At 71.2% G+C, this 16,860-nt stretch carries 18 protein-coding genes; 6 read left to right on the top strand and 12 right to left on the bottom strand.

Translation table 11 applies throughout. The features are described from left to right. Positions 1 to 20 precede the first annotated feature (20 nt). The gene (locus ACSNN8_RS07740) at positions 21 to 752 is read right to left on the bottom strand and encodes an anti-sigma factor (RefSeq protein WP_436647915.1); all 732 of its coding nucleotides are present in this window, start codon (positions 750 to 752) and stop codon (positions 21 to 23) included. Then, positions 749 to 1,366, bottom strand: a complete 618-nt coding sequence (gene sigK / locus ACSNN8_RS07745; protein WP_436647916.1) for an ECF RNA polymerase sigma factor SigK — start codon at positions 1,364 to 1,366, stop codon at positions 749 to 751. Before sigK ends, ACSNN8_RS07740 begins: the two co-directional genes overlap by 4 nt. Before the next feature lie 149 nt (positions 1,367 to 1,515). Here sigK and ACSNN8_RS07750 point away from each other — a divergent pair, with 149 nt between their 5' ends. Together ACSNN8_RS07750 and ACSNN8_RS07755 are read left to right on the top strand one after the other, a co-directional pair. After that, a complete protein-coding gene (locus ACSNN8_RS07750) occupies positions 1,516 to 2,019 on the top strand; it encodes a SigE family RNA polymerase sigma factor (protein ID WP_436647918.1) in 504 nt (167 codons plus the stop codon). Next, positions 2,016 to 3,251, top strand: a complete 1,236-nt coding sequence (locus ACSNN8_RS07755; protein WP_436647919.1) for a hypothetical protein — start codon at positions 2,016 to 2,018, stop codon at positions 3,249 to 3,251. Before ACSNN8_RS07750 ends, ACSNN8_RS07755 begins: the two co-directional genes overlap by 4 nt. Here the strand turns inward: ACSNN8_RS07755 and ACSNN8_RS07760 are convergent. After that, positions 3,232 to 4,137 (bottom strand): Gfo/Idh/MocA family protein, encoded by a 906-nt coding sequence (locus ACSNN8_RS07760; RefSeq protein ID WP_436647921.1) that lies wholly within the window; start codon positions 4,135 to 4,137, stop codon positions 3,232 to 3,234. The genes ACSNN8_RS07755 and ACSNN8_RS07760 overlap by 20 nt on opposite strands. Before the next feature lie 68 nt (positions 4,138 to 4,205). On the opposite strand from ACSNN8_RS07760, the gene ACSNN8_RS07765 reads away from it, so the two are divergent. Both ACSNN8_RS07765 and ACSNN8_RS07770 read left to right on the top strand, forming a co-directional pair. Beyond that, positions 4,206 to 4,571, top strand: coding sequence for a hypothetical protein (locus tag ACSNN8_RS07765; protein WP_436647923.1), 366 nt, complete (start codon positions 4,206 to 4,208; stop codon positions 4,569 to 4,571). Beyond that, positions 4,564 to 4,983, top strand: coding sequence for a hypothetical protein (locus ACSNN8_RS07770; RefSeq protein WP_436647925.1), 420 nt, complete (start codon positions 4,564 to 4,566; stop codon positions 4,981 to 4,983). The genes ACSNN8_RS07765 and ACSNN8_RS07770 overlap by 8 nt, the downstream gene beginning before the upstream one ends. A gap of 9 nt (positions 4,984 to 4,992) precedes the next feature. Here ACSNN8_RS07770 and ACSNN8_RS07775 read toward each other — a convergent pair whose 3' ends face one another. The 6 genes from ACSNN8_RS07775 to ACSNN8_RS07800 all read right to left on the bottom strand — a co-directional run bounded on the left by ACSNN8_RS07775 (position 4,993) and on the right by ACSNN8_RS07800 (position 10,694). Further along, positions 4,993 to 6,456 carry a glutathionylspermidine synthase family protein gene (locus tag ACSNN8_RS07775; RefSeq protein WP_436647927.1) on the bottom strand — a complete coding sequence of 488 codons (1,464 nt, stop codon included), beginning with the start codon at positions 6,454 to 6,456 and terminating at the stop codon, positions 4,993 to 4,995. A 2-nt stretch (positions 6,457 to 6,458) separates the two neighbouring features. Continuing rightward, a complete protein-coding gene (locus tag ACSNN8_RS07780) occupies positions 6,459 to 6,863 on the bottom strand; it encodes a hypothetical protein (protein WP_436647929.1) in 405 nt (134 codons plus the stop codon). A 46-nt stretch (positions 6,864 to 6,909) separates the two neighbouring features. Beyond that, positions 6,910 to 7,674 carry a 3-oxoacyl-ACP reductase FabG gene (gene fabG, locus ACSNN8_RS07785; protein WP_436647930.1) on the bottom strand — a complete coding sequence of 255 codons (765 nt, stop codon included), beginning with the start codon at positions 7,672 to 7,674 and terminating at the stop codon, positions 6,910 to 6,912. Positions 7,675 to 7,722: 48 nt separating this feature from the next. Next, positions 7,723 to 9,369, bottom strand: a complete 1,647-nt coding sequence (locus tag ACSNN8_RS07790) for an alpha-amylase family protein (RefSeq protein ID WP_436647932.1) — start codon at positions 9,367 to 9,369, stop codon at positions 7,723 to 7,725. A 69-nt stretch (positions 9,370 to 9,438) separates the two neighbouring features. Next, positions 9,439 to 10,365 (bottom strand): hypothetical protein, encoded by a 927-nt coding sequence (locus ACSNN8_RS07795; protein ID WP_436647934.1) that lies wholly within the window; start codon positions 10,363 to 10,365, stop codon positions 9,439 to 9,441. Continuing rightward, complete coding sequence (locus tag ACSNN8_RS07800) at positions 10,362 to 10,694, bottom strand: PadR family transcriptional regulator (RefSeq protein ID WP_436647936.1); 333 nt, start codon at positions 10,692 to 10,694, stop codon at positions 10,362 to 10,364. The genes ACSNN8_RS07795 and ACSNN8_RS07800 overlap by 4 nt, the downstream gene beginning before the upstream one ends. 107 nt (positions 10,695 to 10,801) lie before the next feature. Here ACSNN8_RS07800 and ACSNN8_RS07805 point away from each other — a divergent pair, with 107 nt between their 5' ends. Further along, entirely contained in the window at positions 10,802 to 11,422 is a 621-nt protein-coding gene (locus ACSNN8_RS07805) for a DedA family protein (protein ID WP_436649461.1), read from the top strand. Positions 11,423 to 11,452: 30 nt separating this feature from the next. Here ACSNN8_RS07805 and ACSNN8_RS07810 read toward each other — a convergent pair whose 3' ends face one another. From ACSNN8_RS07810 to ACSNN8_RS07820, 3 genes are all read right to left on the bottom strand, one after another. Beyond that, complete coding sequence (locus ACSNN8_RS07810) at positions 11,453 to 12,652, bottom strand: chitinase (protein WP_436647937.1); 1,200 nt, start codon at positions 12,650 to 12,652, stop codon at positions 11,453 to 11,455. A gap of 38 nt (positions 12,653 to 12,690) precedes the next feature. Continuing rightward, complete coding sequence (locus ACSNN8_RS07815; RefSeq protein WP_436647939.1) at positions 12,691 to 13,965, bottom strand: chitinase; 1,275 nt, start codon at positions 13,963 to 13,965, stop codon at positions 12,691 to 12,693. Between the two features lie 140 nt (positions 13,966 to 14,105). Further along, positions 14,106 to 15,494 (bottom strand): carbohydrate-binding protein, encoded by a 1,389-nt coding sequence (locus ACSNN8_RS07820; protein WP_436647940.1) that lies wholly within the window; start codon positions 15,492 to 15,494, stop codon positions 14,106 to 14,108. A 152-nt stretch (positions 15,495 to 15,646) separates the two neighbouring features. Between ACSNN8_RS07820 and ACSNN8_RS07825 the strand changes: the two genes are divergently transcribed. Then, positions 15,647 to 16,816, top strand: a complete 1,170-nt coding sequence (locus ACSNN8_RS07825; protein WP_436647942.1) for a carboxylate-amine ligase — start codon at positions 15,647 to 15,649, stop codon at positions 16,814 to 16,816. Positions 16,817 to 16,860 lie beyond the last annotated feature (44 nt).

The following is a 16,860-nucleotide window of genomic DNA, read 5'->3' on the forward strand; positions in this document are numbered from 1 at the left end:
TGCGGCGGATGGGTCCGATCTCAGGTCAATTTCACGTCGGCCACCATCGGCAGCGTGGGCGTGGCCGAACCCTTCGGCGGCTCCACGGTGACGCCCACGTCGCTGGCGCCGGGCAGCCCGTCGAGCACGACGACGTCGGCCTCCTGGCCCTCGTGCAGTACTCCGACGGACTGCGGGCCGCCGCCGGGCCGTACGGTCCAGAGCTGGTAGACCCGGCCCTCCGGCGCGGCGTTCGCGGCGAGCATGACGACGCCCGCGTTGTGCAGCCGCGACGTGGCCACGGTGACCCGTCCGCCGGTCGACACGGCCTGCTCGCGCAGCTCGACGTCGGGTGCGGCGAGGATCGCCCGCACCCGGCCGATCTCGGCTTGCGCCTGCTCGGCGATCGCCCGCTGGTCGCGGACGCGCTGGTCCTGCACCACGTAGACGGTCGTGCCCACGCCGGCCGCCGCGACGACAGCCGCGGCCGCGGCAGTGAGCCGCTGCCAGCGGAAGCTCTTGCGGGCCGCGGGCGCGGAGTCGGGCGGCAGCTGTCGGGTCCGCGCGATCTCCGCCAGCACGTTCTCGCGCAGCCGCGGCGGCGGCACCGACCAGGTGTCGTGCGCCAGCGTCGCCGCGGTCTCCCGCAGTTCGTCCACCTCCGACCGGCAGCTGTCGCAGTCGCGCAGGTGCCGCTCGAAGGCCGTCCGCTCGAACTCGTCGACCGCGTCCAGCGCGTACGCGCCGGCCAAGGTGTGGATCTCCGTGGTCACGCCGAGACCCCCGTTCCCATGCAGTCGCGCAGGCGGATCAGCCCGTCGCGCATCCTCGTCTTCACCGTCGGCAGCGGCGTGCCCAGCAGCTCGGCCACCCGGGAGTACGAGTGCCCCTGGTAGTAGGCCAGCGTCACCGCCTGGCGCTGCAGCTCGGTGAGCCCGTCGAGGCAGCGGCGCACCTGCTGGCGCTCGAGCCGGCCGGAGACCTCGTCGGCCACCGCGTCGTACGGCGTGTCGACGGCGGCCACCCCGGCGCGGATGGTCCGCTCGGTCGCGGCCTGCTCGGAGCGCACCCGGTCGACCGCCCGCCGGTGCGCGATCGTGAAGATCCACGACGTGGCCGAGCCGCGCGCGGAGTCGAAGCGGGCCGCCGAGCGCCACACCTCGACCAGCGCCTCCTGCGTCACCTCCTCGGCCTGGGCCGGATCCCGCAGCACCCGCCGGATCAGGCCGTACACCCGGGGTGCGACCAGGTCGTAGAGCTTGCCGAACGCCTTCTCGTCGCCGCGGGCCACCGCGCGCAGCAGGTCGCCCGCGTCGACCGGCGGCGCGCCGGTGTCCGGAACCGCCGCCAGGTGCTCGGGGCGGCGGCCGATGCCGCGCTCCGCCATGGGATCCGCCTTTCGCCGTTTCAGCTATTCAAGCCCCATTCGGCACGCCGGTGGTCCCGGACTGGTGCCACCGGCGGAAATTCGCTACAACCTCGCCGAGCGGATCCCCGTCTATGAGTGCGACGAGAGAGAGAAGGACGGGAGCGGGGATGAATGACGAGACGGACGCGGGCTATCTGGAATACGTGACCGGCCGCATCCCGGCGCTGCGCAGGGTCGCCTACCTGTTGAGCGGCGACGAGCACCAGGCCGACGACCTCGTCCAGGAGACCATCACCAAGCTGTACGCGACGTGGCCGCGCGTGGCGAAGGTCGACAACGTCGACGCCTACGTGCACACGATGCTCGTGCGCACCTTCCTCGACGACCGGCGCCGCGGCTGGTGGCGGGTGAGCCTGCGCGGCGGCGCGCCACCCGAGCAGCCGGCCGCGCCGAACACCCCCGTGGAGGAGAAGGCGGTGCTGCGGGCCGCCCTCGGCCGGATTCCCGCGCGGCAGCAGGCCGTGCTGGTGCTCCGCTTCCTCTGCGACCGCCCGGTCGCCGACGTGGCCGAGCTGCTCGGGTGCTCGGAAGGCACCGTGAAGAGCCAGACCTCGCACGGGCTCAGCGCCCTGCGCCGGATTCTGGGCGACCGTGTGGGAGGCGCGCTGTGAACGACGACGACTACGGTTTCCTGCTGCTGCGCCCGCTGCGCGAGGAGCCGTCCGGGCCGCCCGCCATCGACGTGGTGCGGGCGATGCGCGAGGGCCGCCGGATGCGCCGCCGCCGCTGGTGGACCGGCGGCTCGGCGCTGGCGGCCACGCTCGTCGCCGCGCTCACCGGCGGGATCCTGGTGGCCGGTCAGGACAAGCCCAGCCCGGGGCCCGACCTGCCGCCCGATCCGATCCTTCCGGCCGCGTGCACGGCCGGCACGCTGCCGATGGGACGGCACACCAGCGCCGAGGTGACCGGCGGCGACCCGAGCGGCGCCTGGCTCGTCGGCGTCTCGGAGGCGCACGTTCCGACCCCGGGCGTCCCGCACTCGATCCTGGTGTGGCACGACGGCAAGCTGGTGGCCGACGTGACGCCGCCGGACATCCGCAAGGGCAGCGCCGGCGTGCGGATGGGCGACATCAACGCCTCCGGCGTCGCGGTCGGCGGCAACTCCGACGGCTATCCCGACCCGTACGTCCTCGCCGGGGGAAAGGCCAGGAGGCTGGCCGGGGGCCGGGGCGAGGCCGTCGCGATCAACGACGCCGGGGTGATCGCCGGGCAGGTGGGCACGCCCGGCAAGGAAAAGCCGGTGCGCTGGAGGTCCCCCGACGCCCAGCCGGAGCCGCTGCCTCTACCGGCCGGCATCGGGGACCAACGGGCGTCCGTCGTCGACATCGCGCCGGACGGGACGATCGTCGGCGAGGTCGAGTGGCGCGCCTACCTGTGGCGGCCCGACGGCACCGGCGGATACCTCGACCTGCCGAAGGTCGGGGGCCGCGAGGCGAACGGCTTCATGCCGATGGTCTTCGGCCACGGCTGGCTCTACGGGACGCTCTCCACACCCGTGGCCGCGAGCGCCGACCCGGGCCTGCCCCTCCCCGGAGCGGGCCGCGACACGATGCTCTACCGGTACGAGCTGCGGAGCGGCACCTGGCAGGAGCTGAACTCCGATCGGCGCGAGGCGCAGGTCGCCGGCACGAAGTTCGGGCAGTTCATGGCGGCCGAGCCCAAGGTCTTCGCCGGCCGGTCGGTGCTGAGCCTTCCCGCCTATGCCGCGCCGGTGATGGAGGGCACCGGCAACTTCGTCATCGAGAACGTCAGCGACGACGTCCGCGTGGTGGCGGGCACCGTGTGGAGCGGCAACGCCGACCCGTCGAAGCCCGCCGTGCCGATCATCTGGCGGTGCCGATAGCGACCGTACGACCCGAGGTGACCGCCTCCTGCGCGGCGACCAGGACGGCGGTCACCTCGGCGCCGAACCGGACGTCGAGCTCCGAGGCGGGGCCGCCGGCGGCGTGGGCGATCAACTGGTCGATCGCGCGGCCCAGGGCGTCGACCGGCGACCACGGCTGGTCGGGCACCGGGCGTACGCCCGCCTCCCCGGCGAACAGCGCGTCCTCCCGCTCCGCGGCGGGCGGCGCGTCGACCGACAGGGTCAGGTTGCTGATCGTGCCGCTCGCGTGGCGCAGCAGCAGGTGGGTCATGTCGTGCGGGCCGGCCATCGCGGCGACCTCGGTCACCGGGCCGAGCACGGGCAGCACCAGGGCGAGCGCGTGCGGACCGACGTCCCACAGGCCGCCGCTCTCCTTGCGCCAGGGCGACGCCCCGAACGGGTTGTCCGGCGTGAAGATCGAGCCCAGGTGGTCGACGCGCGCCTCGGTCCAGCCGCCGGTGGCCGCCGCGTCCGCGACGAACTCGGCGAGCTGCGGCATCAGCCGGCGCGTGAAGAACACCACCGAGGCGAGGTCATGCTCGGCGACCGCGTCGACGATCTCGGCGGCCTCGGCGTTGGTGAACGCGACCGGCTTGTCGAGCAGCAGGTGACGACCCTCGCGGGCGGCGTGCAGCGCGATCGGGGCCTGCACGTCGGGCGGCAGCGCGATCGCGACGGCGTCGACGTCCGCGATCAGTTCGGCGCGGCCCGCGTACGCCCGGGCGCCGTGCAGCCCGGCCAGCTCCGCCGCCTTGGCGGGATCGCGGCCCCAGACCCCGACGAACTCGACGTCGGGGTGCGCGGCGAGCGCCGGGGCGTGCGCCTGGTGTGCCCAGGGTCCCGTGCCGAAAAGTCCGAACCGCATGCCGGCCTGCCTCTCATGTCGCCCAGCCGCAAGCTACCAGGCCGAGATCCATCAGTACGCTGTGCCGGGTGAACGGTGTTCTGTCGGTGGTGACGATCGTCGCCGCCCTGGTGCTGGCGGCGTGGTACCTGCTGCGATCCGCCCTCGACCGCGCGCCCGGCCGCGCCGACCTGCTGGCCGCCGCCGTCCTCAGCGTCGTGGTCGCGGTGCTCGTGGTGAGCGCGGTCGTCGGTCTGTTCGGCGATGCGCGGCCCAGCGACACCGCCACCTTCGTGGGCTACCTGATCACGACGTTCGGGTTCGTGCCCGTCGGCCTCTACCTGGCCCGGCTCGAGCCGACCCGGTGGGGCAGCCTCATCCTCGGGGTCGCCTGCCTGGTGATCCCCGTCCTCGTGCTGCGGCTGCAGCAGATCGCGTCGGTGACCGGTGCCTGAGACCTCCGCCCGCCCCAGCGACGCCGCGCTCGGCACCGGCCTCGGCCGCGTGCTGCTGCTCGTGTACGGCATCTTCGCGCTCTCGGCCAGCGCCCGCGCCCTGGTGCAGATCACCACGCACTTCGGCGAGGCGCCGCTGGCGTACCTGCTCTCCGCGTTCGCCGGCCTGGTCTACATCTCCGCGACCGTGGGCCTGGCGATCGGCGGCACGCGCGGCCGCCTGATCGCGCTGGTGAGCTGCACCATCGAGCTGGTCGGCGTGCTCACCGTCGGCATCCTGAGCATCGCCGACGCCGTGGCCTTCCCCGACGACACCGTGTGGTCCCGCTTCGGCAGCGGCTACGGCTACGTGCCCCTCGTCCTGCCGTTCATCGGCCTCTGGTGGATCTGGCGCCACCGCCCCGGCCGCTAGGCCTGCGCCCTAGTCGTCGGCCTCGATGGTGTGGGGGACGAAAAAGCTCATGTTGTTGGTCACCAGGCCCTGGGTGCCGAGGCCCTCGCGGATGCCCATGCCGGCGGGCTCGCCGTCGATCAGCCACGAGCCGATCACCGGGTGCACGGTGCCCTCGAGGCCCTCGAACGACGGCAGCTCGCACAGCTCCTGCACGACGTAGCGCCCGTCCGAGCCGTACTCGGAAGGGTTGGTCGTGATCGTCCGGCCGTCGCGCACCAGGGTCACCGAACCGCCCTCGCGGCCCCAGATGGGCTTCTTGGCGTAGCTGGTCAGCGTGGACGCCTTGGAGGACTCGGCGAAGTACGCCGGGAGCAGGTACTTGCTGCGCTCGGGATTGTCGCCGAAGAGCATCCACAGCACCGGCAACAGGGCCTTGTTGCCGAGCAGCGCGGCCTTGTAGGGCGGCTCGATCCACACCGTGCCGTGCTTGGTGGGGTCGGCCATGTTGCGGAAGAAGGCCTTGCCGCCCTCCTCCGTCCAGAACCACTCCCACGGATAGAGCATGAAGATGATGTCGATCGGCTCGGCCTGGTGCTCGCGGCCGGGGGCGGGCACGAACACGACCCGGTCACCGGCGACGTCCCAGCCGATCTGGCTCATCGCGATCAGCTCGACCGGGTAGCCGGCCTCCTCCGCCGTCGCCATCAGGTAGGCGACGTTCATGCGGTCCTCGCCGGAGGTCTCGGACGTCTCGTACGCGAAGAAGATCTTGGGCTTCTCGGGCAGCCACGTGCGGGCCTCGCGCAGCTTGCCGATGTTGCGCCGCCACGCGCCCGGGTCGGCCGGCTCGTCGGGGGTCGCGGGCCAGCCCACCAGGCGGTCGTGGATCGAGTTCCACTGCCGCCACGGGTGCTTGGTTAGGTTGGTCTGGTCGGCCCAGTGCCACTGGATGACCGCGCTCTCGACCAGCGAGGTGGGCGTCTGCGCGTTGAACTCGAGCAGCTTGGGGGTGCTGCCGGCGCCGTTGTACCAGAGGTCGAAGCGGCCGTAGACGCTCGGCGAGTAGTCCGGCGTCTCCATGGGCAGCCGCATGTCGGGGTCTTTGTCGTAGTGCGTCCACGTCTCGGCGTCGCCGTCGAACCACGTGCGGATGATTTGCTCGTGGGCGAACTCGGGCACGCCGATCTTCGCCAGGAAGCACGTCGACGGGTTGCACACCGAGGCGAAGTAGCCCTCGCGACGGCCCTGCACCGTGTGGCGCGGGCACTGCTTCACCATCCAGTCGCCGGCCTCGAGGCTCATCTCGTAGAGCGCCGCGGTGGCCGTCTCGAGCTCCTCGATCTCGGCGGCGGTGAAGTCGTAGTACGGCCCCTCCTGCCAGTACGACACCATCGACCCGTCGGGCAGCTCGGTGTCGTTGTAGGTCAGCCCGAGACTGTAGTTGGTGAGCTTCCAGCCGTCGCGGACCGGACCGTGCGGAACTCTGCGCACGCTCAGCCGCCCGAGCTCTTGCCGGAGGTGCTGCGCGCCGCGCCGCCCTTGCCGACCACGCTGGTCTTGACCGTGCCGTTGCCGATCCGGCCGGTGGCCGGCAGCCCGAACGACTGCCGGGCCGCCCGGTCGTTGTACGGGAACTTGTAGCCGCCGGCCGGCAGCCGGTAGCCGACCGGATAGCCCGGGCGGAAGCCGGACGAGTACCAGATGAAGAACGGCAGGACGCCCAGGCCGGAGCCGTTGTTGTCGTCGTCGTCGCAGTAGTCCTCGTCGACGACCGTGCCGTTGGCATCGGCGCAGTAGAAGCTGGCGTCCTGGTAGTCGTCGTCGTTGTCGCACGCCGCCGCGCCGCCCGCCGCCAGGAGCAAGAACGTGCTGGTGAGCGACACGCTACGAGAGCTCATGCGTCGGTTCATCATTCTTTTGTAGCGCCTCCCAGCAACCGATGCATCATGCGCGCGGGCCGCCGGCCACATAGATGACCTGCCCGGACACGAAGCCGGCACCCTCACTGACGAGGAAGGATACGGTGTTCGCCACGTCCTCGGGGCGACCTGCCCGGCCGACCGGGATCTGGGCGACCGCGGCCTTCTCGAACTGGGCGAAATCCACCCCGACACGCGCCGCGGTGGCCGCCGTCATGTCGGTGACGATGAAGCCGGGCGCGACCGCGTTCGCGGTGATGCCGAACCGGCCCAGCTCGATCGCGAGGGTCTTGGTGAAGCCCTGCAGGCCGGCCTTGGCCGCGGCGTAGTTGGCCTGGCCGCGGTTGCCCAGCGCGGAGGTGCTCGACAGGCTCACGATGCGGCCCCAGCCCGCGTCGACCATGTGCTTCTGCACGGCCCGACTGAACAGGAAGGCGCCGCGCAGGTGGACCGCCATGACGGTCTCCCAGTCGTCGTCGGTCATCTTGAACAGCAGGTTGTCGCGCAGCACACCGGCGTTGTTGACCAGCACGGTCGGCGCGCCGAGCTCGGCCACGACCCGCTCGACGGCCGCACCGACCTGCAGGGCGTCGGAGACGTCGGCGCCCACCGCGAGGGCCGTGCCGCCCGCGTCGTGGATCGCGGTCACCGTGTTGGCGCAGGCGCCCTCGTCGAGATCGACGACCGCGACGGCCATGCCGTCGGCAGCGAGCTTGCGGGCGGTCGCCTCGCCGATACCCCGGGCGGCGCCCGTGACGATGGCTACGCGGCTAGAAGCGGACTGCGACACGACGACCTCCGTAAGTCAATTTGCACTGACAGTGCACTTTAACCCCGGTCACGCCGTACGCCGTAGCCGGATCCACCGGTATCCGTAGCCGGCGACCTCGACCTTGTCACATGCGCCCAGCTCCGGGTACTCCTGGTCGGCCAGGACGTCGTTGGGCTGCTCGGCCTCGGCGTACAGCGAGCTGAGGTCGAGCGTGGCCGCCTCGGCGCCCAGGTTGTGCACGAAGACCATCGTGCCGGTCCCGCCGTCGGCCCGGTGCACCAACACACTGGTCGGCCCCGGAATATCGACGTGCGTGCAGCTGCCCGTGCCCACCTCGGGCGCCTCCCGCAGCGTGCGGATCATCCGCTCGAACCACGACAGCAGCGACGCCGGGTCGTGCCGCTGAAGGGTCACGTTGACCTTCTCCCAGCCGTACTCGCCACCCGAGATCACCGGCCGGGCCAGGTCCTTGGCGTCGGCGGTCGAGAACCCGCCGTTGGGCAGCGTCGACCACTGCATGCCGGTGCGGATCGCGTCGCGGCCCTCGAGCGTGAGGTCGTCGCCCATGCCGATCTCCTCGCCGTAGCGCAGCACCGGGGTGCCGCGCAGGCTGAACTGCAGGGCGTACGCGAGCTCGATGCGGCGCCGGTCGTTGCCGAGCATCGGGGCCAGCCGCCGCCGGATGCCCCGGCCGTACAGCTGCATCTCGGGCTCGGGGCCGAACTTCGCGAACACCTCGGCGCGCTGCTCGGCGGTGAGCCGGGACAGGTCGATCTCGTCGTGGTTGCGCAGGAAGGTCGCCCACTGGCCGCCGGCGGGCAGCTTCGGGGTGTCGCGCAGCCCGTCGATGATCGGCTCGGCGTCCTCGCGGGCCAGCGCCAGGATCAGCCGGCCGTTGAGCATGAAGTCGAACAGCATGTGGATGCGGTTGTTGGTGCCCCCGCCGTCGCCGAAGAACTGCACGAGCTGGTCGGGTTCGACGTTCGCCTCGGCGAGCAGGACCGCGTCGCCCTTGCGCCACTGCACGTGCTGGCGCAGGTCGCTGAGGAAGTCGAGGTCCTTGGGCGAGTTCGGGTTGCCCGGCTCGGTCTGCTCGATGATGAACGGCACGGCGTCCATGCGGAACCCGGCGACGCCCAGCTGGAGCCAGAACGCGCAGATCTTCTTGATCTCCTCGCGGACGGCCGGGTTGTTGATGTTCAGGTCGGGCTGGAACTTGTAGAACCGGTGGTAGTACCAGGCCTTGGCCGTGCGGTCGTAGGTCCAGGTCTCGTCCTGCTCGCCCGGGAAGACCATGCCCTGCTTGCGGTCGGCCGGCTCGGTCTCGGACCAGACGTACCAGTCCCGGTACGGCGAGTCGGGCGACGACCGCGCCGACTGGAACCACGGGTGCTTGTCGGAGGTGTGGTTGACCACCAGGTCGATGATCACCTTGATGCCCAGGTTGCTCGCCTGGTGCAGCAGCTCGGCGAAGTCGCCCAGGTTTCCGAACCGCGGGTCCACGTTGTAGAAGTCGGTGACGTCGTAGCCGTCGTCACGGTCGGGCGACGGGTGGATCGGGTTGAGCCACAGGCAGTTGATCCCGAGGCGGGCCAGGTAGTCGAGCCGGCCGATCAAACCTCGGATGTCACCGCAGCCGTCACCGTTCGAGTCGGCGAAGCTGTCGATGTCGGCGCAATAGACAACGGCTTTCCGATACCACCGGTCAGTCATGCGCCCTATTTCACCGCGCCCGCCCGCCACGAAACCGCCCATCGCTCGGCGCCGGTGGGGAGCGGTGCGTCACCCGCGGGCGGCCACCCCGCCCCCGCGGGCGCGACGGTCGAGTGCGGACGCTCCCGCGAAGGCGGCGACCGGCACCAGGACCAGTGCCGCCCACTGCAACGGATTGATCAGCTGCGTGGCCTCGGGGTGGCGCATGTTGAACTCGATGAAGCCGCCGAAGCCCCACTGGATCAGCGGCACAGTCGCGATGACGGGAGCGGCCCAGCAGAGCAGACGGCTGCGGACTGCGGGCTCCTGACGGACCACCGCCACGCCGACCAGGACGATCGCCAGCAGGGCGACAGCCAACCACCAGCTGCGAACACCCTGGTAGACGCTGTAGGGGGCCGTCGCACCCTGAACGAACAGGAGCACGCCCGCACCGGCGACCAAGACCCAGCCCCGGGGCCGGACGGTGCTCCGCTCAGCGACGAACCCGGCGACCAGCACCACGGTCGCGGCCACGATCAGCCAGTAGACGTTCAGCACCGTGGCCGGAGTGTCCAGGTAGTAGCGAGCCGGGGACAGGATCTCGCCGGCCAGCCCGGCGAAGGCGCCGACCGCACCGAGCAGGCGCCACCCGAGGAGAGCCGCTGCGAGGGCGACGCCCCAACCGGCCAACCGGAGCACATTCACCGCATCCATCTGCACCGATGCGACGTCGCTGTAGAGCACCACGGCACGCACATCCACGGCGACGCGGCGCAGGGCGACGGCGAACAGCAGCATCGCGCCGAAGATCTGCACCACGCGGGCCGCACGGCCGTCGCCGGACCACAACCCCCGCAGGTGGGCGGCGAGCGCCCCGCGCACCACGTCGAACGCCTGCGCCGGGCCGGGACGGGAATCGGCCATCAGGACGCCGAGCATCTCCTCCTCGTACTCCCGGCGGAAGTCGCGCGGATAGAGCGTGAGCAGTCGGCGGTAACGGATCTCGGACGTCACGCGGTGGCTCCCCCGAAGTCGGTGCGGCGGGCACGCAGCCGGCCCTCCGCGAGCGTGGCCTGCGTGCGCAGGCGGACGGTCTCGGCCTCGAGGCTCTGCTCGCCGGCCGCCGTGAGCCGGTAGTAGCGCCGCAGCCGCGACTGGACGACCTCTTCCCGATCGACCTCGATGAGGCCCTCGCCGCGCAGGCGGTCGAGCGCCGCATAGAGCGTGCCGGCGCGCAGGCGCACCCGCCCGCCGGTCATGCGCTCGACGTCCTCGATCACGGCATAGCCGTGCTGGGACTCGCCGGCGAGCGCCGTGAGGATGAGGAAGGTCGGTTCGTTCACGCCGTCAGCATATACCGACCATCGGCATATCGCCAGCGGTCCGATTCAGGTTGGTTTCAGGTACGCCGGGTACAAGAGGAGGCGTGGCTGAGGCGGATCTGGGGCAGATGGGCGGGCTGACCGGCTGGGTGGCGTCCGTCATCGAGTCGCTCGGCGAGGTCGGGGTGGGCCTGCTCGTCGCCCTGGAGAACGTGGTGCCCCCGATCCCCAGCGAGATCGTGCTGGCGCTGGCCGGCTATCTGGCGAGCGAGGGCCGGGTCAACCTCGTCCTGGTCTTCCTCGCCGCCACGGCCGGCTCGGTGGTCGGCGCGCTCGTGCTCTACTGGCTCGGCCACGCGCTGGGCGAGGAGAGGCTGCGCCGCTGGCTCGACCACATCCCGCTGGTGGACGCCGACGACCTCGACAAGGCGGACCGCTGGTTCGAGCGGCACGCCCAGGCGGCGGTCCTGTTCGGACGGTGCGCGCCGGTCGTCCGCAGCCTCATCTCGATCCCCGCGGGCGCCAACCACATGCCGCTGATGCAGTTCACGCTCTTCACCGCGATCGGCAGCGGCGTCTGGAACGCCATCTTCGTCGGCGGCGGCTACGCGCTCGGCTCCCGCTGGCAGAACCTCGAGAAGTACAGCGACTGGTTCAACTACGCGATCTACGTGCTGCTGGCCGTGACGATCGCCAGTTGGATCGTCAAGAAGGTGCGCAAACGGCGACGCGCGGCCGCTGGACGTTAGCGGCCGCGCGTCGGTTCCGGCGGAAACTGGTCAGAAGCCGGCGCTGATCCTGGTGAAGTCCCAGTCGCCCTGCGCGATGCCCGAGCAGTTGGAGACCACGCCGCCACCGGCGCAGCCCCGGTCGCGGTTGACCGACCAGAAGGTGAAGCGGGACAGGCCCTTGCTCTTCGCGTAGTCCCGGATCTTCGTCCAGGTGTCCACGGTGGTGAGCTCCTGCTGGTCGGACAGGCCGTTCATGCCCGAGATGCCGACGTGCGAGTACGCCTGCGCGTCGGTGTAGCCGAACGTGGTCTTGAGCAGGTTCTTCAGGCCCTCGGTGGTGTTCACCGTCGCGGTGTAGATGTCGCTCGCGCCGAAGTCGAACGGCATCTGGGTGAAGATGTCGATGTTCGCGCCCAGCGCCTTGGCCTGCTGCACGAGCCGGGTGCCGTAGTAGTTCGGGCCGGTCGTCGTGGTGCCGAACGTCAGGATCGTCTTCACCGACGGGTTCTTCTGCTTGACGATCTTCAGCGCGTTGAGGATGCGGTCCTGCACGACGGTGTTCTCGAACTCGTCGGAGTTCTCGATGTCGATGTCGATGGACTTCAGCTGGAACGCGTCGATGATCTTCTGGTACGCGCCGGCGAGCGCCTCCGGGGTCGAGCAGTTCGGGCCGAGCTTGTTGCCGCTCCACCCGCCGACCGACGGGACGATGTCGATGCCGGCCGCCCGGGCCTGGGCGATGTAGCTCGCGTGCACGCCGCCGGTGAGCCCGGTCTCGCCGTCCCACGCCGGGTTGCAGCCGTTGCTCGCGAGCACGAACGCGATGGTGAAGGCCTTGACGCCGGTCGCCTTCGCGACGTCCGCCGGCGCCGGCGGGTTGCCCCAGCCGGGGTAGACGTACGGCGCCGAGGCCATCTTCGCGCCGGTGGTCGGCGGGGTGGTGGGCGTGGTCGGCGGCTTGGTGGTCGGCGGGGTGGTCGGGGTCGTGCCGCCGCCGCAGACGCCGTTGTCGATCCAGACGTCCCACTGGCCGCTGTGGGTGGCGGGCGCCTCGTTCTGCGTCCACCACTTGGCGGTGTAGTTGTGGCCGTTCTGCGAGGCGGTGTTGTCCTTGACGTAGACGGCGCTCGCGCTCCACGCCGGGGCACACGCGGCTGCCGCGTTCGAGGTGGCCATCGGCAGCACCGCGGCGGCCGTGCCGGCCACCGCGACGGAGCCGAGGATGAGCATCTTTCTGCTCAGCTTCACGGGGGTGTCTCCAAACAAGGGGGTGGGGGTGGGGTGGTTCAGGGGAGGGTGGCGAGGTGCGGCTTGACGGTGTTGGCGAAGCCGTTGCCGTTGGTGACGTCCCAGTTGATCGACCACGTCATCGCGCCGCGGATGCCCGGATAGGTGGCCGGCGGGCGGAACGAGCCGCAGTTGGCGGCGCGGGCCAGGCAGTCCAGCGCGTTGTTGACGACCGTCGGTGCGACGTAGCCGCCGCCGGCCGCCCGGGTGCTGGCGGGCAGGCCGAGCGCGACCTGGTCGGGCCGCAGGCCGTTCTGCAGCTGGATGCAGGCGAGCGCGGTCAGGAAGTTCACCGTGCCCTGGCTGTACGCGGCGTTGTTGTCGCAGCCGAGCATCGAGCCGGAGTTGTAGAACTGCGTGAACACCACGGTCAGGATGTCCTTGATGCTCAGCGCGAGAGCGAAGTACGAGGACTGGGCCGACTGCATGTCGATGGTCTGCGGCGCCATCGTGATGATCAGGTTGGCGCCCGCCTTGGCGCGCAGGCTGCGCAGCGCCTGGGCCATGTAGGTGGGGTTGAGCCCGTTCTCGAGGTCGATGTCGACGCCGTCGAACCCGTACGTCGTCATCAGGCGGTACACGGAGTCGGCGAAGTTGGTGGCGGCGGCGGTGCTGTTCACGGCCACCGTGCCCTTCTCGCCGCCGACCGAGACGACCACCTTCTTGCCGCGCGAGTGCAGCGTGGCGATGTCGGCCTTGAACTGCGCGTCGGTGTAGCCGCCGACCGCGCTCGCCAGCCCCGGGTCGAGGGTGAAGGTGACCGCGCCCGGCGTCGTGGTGGCGTCCGCGAAGGCGACGGCGATCAGGTCGTACGCGGTGGGGACAGCGGCGAGCTTGAGCGGGGCGGCGCCGTTGTCGAAGTTCTGCCAGTAGCCGGTGAGGAAGTGCTTGGGCAGCTGGCCGTTCACCGGCGGGTTGGTCGTGGGCGGAGTCGTCGGCGGCGTGGTGGGCGGCGTCGTCGGCGGGGTGGTGGGCGGCGTTGTCGGGGGCGTGGTGGGCGGGGTGGTCGGGGTCGTGCCACCGCAGGCGCCGTCGTTGCGCCAGACGTCCCACTGCCCGCTGTGGGTGGACGGCGACTCGTTCTGCGTCCACCACTTGGCGGTGTAGTTGACGCCGTTCTGCGAGGCGCTGTTGCCGCCGACGTAGACCTGCGAGGCGCTCCACGCGGGCGCGCAGGCAGCCGCGGCCGAGGCGGTGCTGGTGAAGTAGGTCGCCGCGCCACCGGCGAGGAGCGCCGTGACGGTCGCCAGGACTACCGATCTGGAACGCCTCATGGCCATCCCTCCACCCGTACCCAATGAGATGCATCAATCATTAGGACTGTTAACAGTAGAAGTCCAGAGGGCCGGACCTTAAACATCCTTAAAAGTCGATGGGCCGGGCTGCCGCCCGGCCCATCGAAGAACCCCTGCGGCTACTTGCGGAACTGGATCCAGTTCACGTTGACGAAGTCGGCCGGCTGCCCGCTCGTGAAGGTCACGTAGACGGTGTGCGTGCCGGTCACGCCCGCGACGTTGCCGGGGATCGACTGCCAGGTCTGCCAGCCGCCCGTGCTGCCGAGCGCGAAGCTGCCGATCGGGGCGTTGCTGCGGCTGTCGAGGCGCACCTCGATCAGGCCGCTCACCCCCGCGCCGGCGCCCGAGGCGACCCGGGCGACGAAGTCCCGCACCCCGCCGCTGCCGAAGTTGACGTCGTTGAACTGCAGCCAGTCGCCGTTGGCGATGTAGCCGACGTCCTGCCCGCCCTCGGCGCACGTCTCCACCTGCACACCGGCGGAGGCGTTGAACGACTCGGCCTCGATGCGCGCGAAGGCGTCGCGCGTGCCGCCGGCCGGCGGAGTGGTGGGCGGGGTCGTCGGCGGAGTCGTGGTGCCGCCGCCCGAGCTCTGCCAGACGGCCACGTAGTCGACGAGCATCGGGACGCCGGGCTGGGTGGCCGCGGTGGGGCCGCCGCCGAACGCGGCCGGGAAGCCGCCGCCGATCGCCACGTTGAGGATCACGAACACCCCGTGGTGCGTGGCGTTGTTCCAGGTGGTCGCGTCGACCTGGTTGCTGGTCAGCGTGAAGTAGTTGGCGCCGTCGAGGTACCACCGCATCTGCTCGGGCGAGGTGCTGCGGTCGTACTCCACCGCGTACGTGTGGAAGCCGGTCTTGCAGCCGCTGCAGGGACGCTCGCCACTGGTCAGCCCGGTGGTCTCGTTGCACGGGCCGCCGGGGTTGCTGCCGCAGTGCAGCGCGGCGAAGACGGACTCGCGGCCGTTGATGTTCTCCATGATGTCCCACTCGCCGATGCTCGGCCAGTTCGTCGCGCCGACCGGCCGGGCCGCCGCGCCGAGCGTCCAGAACGCCGGCCAGTACCCCGCGGCCGCGGCCCCGCTCACGTTGGGCTGCTGGATCCGCGCCTCGATGCGCACCTTGCCGCCCGCCGGGGCCGCGAAGTCGGTGCGCTGGGTCTCGACCCGGCCCGACGTCCAGTTGCCGGCCGCGTCGCGCAGCGGCTTGATCACCAGGTTGCCGCCGCCGTCCTGGTAGACGTTGCTGGTCGAGTCGGTCATGTACTCGATCTCGCCGGTGCCCCAGTTGGTGGCGCCGCCGGGATAGCCGTGCCCGATGTCGTAGAGCCAGTTGGACCGGTTCAGCCCGGTTCCGGCCGCGCCGGTGAAGTCGTCGCTGAACACCAGCGACATACCGGCCGGGGCGCCCGGCACGGCCGCCTCCGCGTTCAACGTGAACACCGCGCCGGCGGCCACCGCGAGCAGCGCCGCGGCGGCCGCGAACAGGCCGCGTATCCGCTTTCGAGACATGAGGTGTGCGCCTTCCTTCGGGGGTGTGAGAGCGCTCTCACGGATTTCACGCTTGTTAGGAGAACGTTGTCAACATGGACGGCCGTCAATTGCCCGTTCGTACCGCCGCGCGCGACAGTTTCCGCGCGGCAACGACCGGGTATTTCGCCGTCATGGACACGGCGTCTTCGGGCTCGACGACTATTTCTCCGGAACTGGCCGAGGAGGCCGAGGCGAACGACCTGCTCACGTTGGGCGTCGAGGAGGAGTACCTGCTCGTCGACGCCGTCGAGCCGCGGGCCGTCGAGGCGGTCGAGGAGGTCTTCGACCACGTGCCGGCCGAGATGCGCGACGCCGTGCAGCACGAGTTCATGCGCAGCCAGATCGAGGTGGCCAGCCCGCCGCAGCTGCACCTCGACGTGCTGGCCGACGCCCTGCGCAACCTGCGCCGCACGGTGGCCGAGGCGGCCGACGCGGCGGGCGTGCGGCTGCTCGCGATGGGCACCGGGCCGGCCACCGGCCCGCTGATCCGGGTCGTCGACAAGCCGCGCTATCACCGCATGCGCGAGCGGTTCGGCGACCTCGCCCCCGGGCCCGGCATGTGCGGCACCCACGTGCACGTCAGCGTCCCCGACGACGAGACCGGCGTGCAGATCCTCAACCACCTGCGGCCCTGGCTGCCCATCTTCCAGGCGGCCACGGCCAACTCGCCGCTGTCGGGCGGCCGCGACACCGGCTACGCCAGCTGGCGCTCGCTGCTGTGGGAGCGCTGGCCCACGGTCGGGCCCGCGCCGTACCTGCGCTCGTTCGACGAGTACCAGACGATGATCGCCGACCTCGAGGCGAGCGGCGCGATGCTCGACGAGGGCATGCTCTACTGGTACGCCCGGCTCTCCGCCAACTACCCCACCGTCGAGATCCGGATGGGCGACGTGATGCCCACCGCCGACGACGCCGTGCTGCTGGCCGCGCTGGCCCGCGCGCTGGTCGCCACGCTGCTGCGCGACGTGCGCGCCGGCGTCCCGGCCCCGGACGTGCCGCACCCGCTGCTCATGGCCGCGCACTGGCGGGCCGCGCACGACGGCCTCGAGGGCGTGAACATCGACATGGCGACCCGCGAGCCGCGGCCCGCGTGGCGGCTGATGCGCCAGCTGTTCGACTACGTGCGGCCCGAGCTCGAGCGGCACGGCGACCTCGAGACCGCCACGGTGCTGATGGGACGGCTGCGCTCGCAGGGCACCGGCGCCGCGCGTCAGCGGGCGATCCTCTCGCAGGGTGGCTCGGTCAGCGACGTGGTCGACCGCTTCGCCCGGCTGACCCGCGGGGACGCCGACGAGAAGTAGGGCGCCGATGAGACCCGTGACCATCGGCGGGGACGCCGACGAGA

It is taken from the genome of Actinoplanes sp. URMC 104 (assembly GCF_051386375.1).
In the GTDB taxonomy this organism is placed as follows: Bacteria; Actinomycetota; Actinomycetes; order Mycobacteriales; family Micromonosporaceae; genus Actinoplanes.